We start from the raw sequence: 3,293 nt of genomic DNA on the forward strand, positions 1-3,293 counted from the left end.
CGACGGGCAGGTGCACACCTCGCCCTGGTTGAAGAACGCCAGCACCAGGCCTTCGGCGGCCTTCTCGATGAAGCTCGGCTCGGCCTGCATGATGTCTTCGAAGAAGATGTTCGGGCTCTTGCCGCCCAGCTCGACGGTGCTGGGGATGATGTTCTCGGCGGCGCACTTGAGGATGTGCGAGCCCACCGGGGTGGAGCCGGTGAAGGCGATCTTGGCGATGCGCTTGCTGGTGGCCAGTGCCTCGCCGGCTTCGCGGCCAAAACCCTGGACGATGTTGAGCACGCCCGCCGGCAGCAGGTCGCCGATGATTTCAACCAGGAGGGTGATCGACAGCGGGGTCTGCTCCGCCGGCTTCATCACCACGCAGTTGCCGGCGGCCAGCGCCGGGGCGAGTTTCCAGGCGGCCATCAGCAGCGGGAAGTTCCACGGGATGATCTGCCCGACCACGCCCAGCGGCTCGTGGAAGTGGTAGGCCGCGGTGTGCTCGTTGATCTCCGCGGCGCTGCCTTCCTGGGCGCGGATGCAGCCGGCGTAGTAGCGGAAGTGGTCGGCGGACAGCGGCACGTCGGCGTTCAGCGTCTCGCGCACGGCCTTGCCGTTGTCCCAGGTTTCGGCCACGGCGAGCAACTCGAGGTTGGCTTCGATGCGGTCGGCGATCTTCAGCAGGATCAGCGAACGGTCCTGCACCGAGGTCTTGCCCCAGGCGTCGGCGGCAGCATGCGCGGCGTCCAGGGCCTTGTCGATGTCGGCGGCCGAGGAGCGCGGAAACTCGCCGATCACCGAGCCGTTCACCGGCGAGGTGTTGGTGAAGTATTGGCCGTCCACCGGCGGCACGAACTCGCCACCGATGTAGTTGCCGTAGCGCGGTTTGAGGGTGAGGACGGAGCCGGCGGCGTTGGGCTGGGCGTAGATCATCTGGAAAGCCTCTCTTGTCTGTGCCTGACCGCAGGCATGGGTCAGGTGATGGACCGATGGTAGAGAGCCGCCGCCCTCGCCCGAAATGCGTCGAAGGCACAGGATGACGTCCTCATTTGGTAGTAGGGCCGTCGCTGACCGTAGGGTGCGCCGCGCGTACCACTGGGCCGTTCTAGCGCGGCCAGAGGTCGCGATAGAAGGAGCCATCGGCCTCCTCCCAGCGCAGCCGCAACGCAGCGTCGCGTGCCGGCAGCACGATGCGCACGAGCGGATTCGCCGCCAGCCCCTCGAACGGCTGCAGAGCCAGCAGCTCGCCGGCGTCGTCGGTGAGGCGGAATTCGCGCAGCAGCCGGCGCGCCAGCATCTGTCCGTCAGGCCCCGGCCGGCGCCCGGTTTCCATCGGATGACGCAGCAGCGCGCGCAGCTCCAGTGCGTCGCCGCGCTCGCCCCATACCCTGAACTCGCCGAGCCCGGCCAGCGGATCGCCATTCGGCGCCTGTGCGCAACTGCTGGCATAGACGCTCACCTCGCGGCGCCACAGCCAGCGGCGCCCGTCGCCATCGCGGGCGGCGACGATCAGCGCCTGGCTGGCCGGCAGGCGCACCCGCGTGCTCAGGCGCAGCGGCTCCTGCCAGCGCGTCACGCGCACGCGGGCGATGCGCGGATCGTCCTCGCCGCTGCGCAGGATCAGCAGCTCCAGCGGCGCCTTGGCGCCGTGCAGTTGCAGGTCGACGGGCACGAAGGCGCCGTCCTCGACGCCCTGCGCCACCGTCACCTCCAGGCCCTCGCTGCGCAGCGGCCGATCACCGAGAAACGCCGCCAGCAGCGCCTCCGCCTCGTTCGCCTGCACCGGCAGCGCGAGGCAGACGAGCAGCCCCAGCCAGGCCCTCACGCCCTGCCCCAGGCGTCCGCGCAGATGGCGTTGTACCAGGCCAGCGACTCCTGCGCCTCGCGGGCACGCAGGCCGGGTGGTGCCTGCAACGGGCTCAGCGTCTGGCTCCCCGGCACCTCGGCGATATGCCCGTCGGCGACCTGGTAGCGCGCGCCGATGGACACCGCATTGCCCGGCGCCAGCGCGCTGTAGCAGGTGTTCTGCCAGTAGGCCTCGGGCGTCGGCTGGCCGGCGAGATCGGCCAGCAGTGCGGCGACGGCGACCTTCGCCTGGGCGTTGGCGCAGTAGGCGGACTTGGGCATCGGCGCGGCGATGGCGGCGTCGCCGACCACGTAGACGAACGGATCGCCGCGCGCCTGGAAGCTGCGCGGGTCGACCGGCACCCAGCCGCTGGCGTCGGTCAGGCCGCTGCGCTCGGCCACCGCGCCGGCGCGCTGCGGTGGGATCAGGTTGATCACCGCGGCGCGGTGCAGGCTGCCGAACTCGGTACGCACCTCGCGCCGCGCGGCGTCGATGCGCATCACCCGGCCATCGGCGGCGCGCCCGACCCATTCGATGCGCTCGCCGTAGAGCTGTTTCCAGCCGGCCTGGAACAGCGCCTGCTTGGAGAAGCCGTCCTTGCCGTCGAGGATCAGCAGCTTGGAGCGCGGCTTGTGTTTCGCCAGGTAGTCGGCGATCAGGCTGGCGCGCTCGTAAGGCCCCGGCGGGCATCGATAGGGATTGTCCGGCACGCTGATCAGCACCAGGCCGCCGTCGTCCATGGCCTGCAACTGGCGGCGCAGCAGGCTCGTCTGCGCACCGGCCTGCCAGGCGTGCGGTGCATGCTCGACGGCCGCGCGGTCGTAGCCTTCGACGGCGTTCCAGCGCATGTCGATGCCCGGCGCCAGCAGCAGGCGGTCATAGCTCAGCTCGCGGCCGTCGACCAGGCGCAGGCGGCGCGCCGGCGCATCGATGGCCTGGACTTCAACGCGCAGGTGGTTGACCCGGCAGTCGCGCACCAGCCGCCGGTAGGAATGCTCGATCTCGCCGATGCCACGCAGCCCGGCGATCACGTAGTTGCTGAACGGACAGGTGTGGAAGCTCGTCTTGGGTTCGAGCAGCAGCACCTCCAGCTCCGGCGCCGCCTGTTTCAGATGGCGCGCCGCGGTCGCGCCGGCGAAGCCACCGCCGACCACGACCACCCGTGCGCCGGCGACCTCGGCGCGCGCCATGGAAGACAGCCAGGGCAATGCGGCCAGGGCGGCGAGCGCCCGCCGACGACTCAGCGATGGGTGGAACATGGGCACCTCTCCAGCGCCGGAACGACGCGGCGCAGCCTACGATGCGCAGCCATCCCGCGCCGCGCCATGCGCCCTTGGTGGCGGTGGCCTGCGACTTTCGCAGCAGGATGAGCCGTAGGGTGCGCCGTGCGCACCGCGGACATCGCACATCGGCGGGCGTGGCGCCCCCTCGGCATTCGGGAATGGAACGGTGCGCGCGGCGCACC

General features: G+C 70.7%; 3 protein-coding genes. All 3 read right to left on the reverse strand.

Annotated elements, in window-relative coordinates; translation table 11 throughout:
* Window positions 1-915: aldehyde dehydrogenase family protein (locus B2X67_RS02265; protein ID WP_286784479.1), on the reverse strand; the 915-nt coding region annotated here is incomplete at its 3' end.
* A gap of 172 nt (window positions 916-1,087) precedes the next feature.
* A complete protein-coding gene (locus B2X67_RS02270) occupies window positions 1,088-1,807 on the reverse strand; it encodes a thiosulfate oxidation carrier protein SoxY (protein WP_286784480.1) in 720 nt (239 codons plus the stop codon).
* The gene (locus B2X67_RS02275; protein ID WP_286784481.1) at window positions 1,804-3,087 is read right to left on the reverse strand and encodes an NAD(P)/FAD-dependent oxidoreductase; all 1,284 of its coding nucleotides are present in this window, start codon (window positions 3,085-3,087) and stop codon (window positions 1,804-1,806) included. The genes B2X67_RS02270 and B2X67_RS02275 overlap by 4 nt, the downstream gene beginning before the upstream one ends.
* Between the last annotated feature and the right edge of the window lie 206 nt (window positions 3,088-3,293).

The sequence above is a fragment of the Pseudomonas sp. UBA3153 genome, assembly GCF_002364635.1.
Classification (GTDB): domain Bacteria; phylum Pseudomonadota; class Gammaproteobacteria; order Pseudomonadales; family Pseudomonadaceae; genus Pseudomonas_O; species Pseudomonas_O kuykendallii.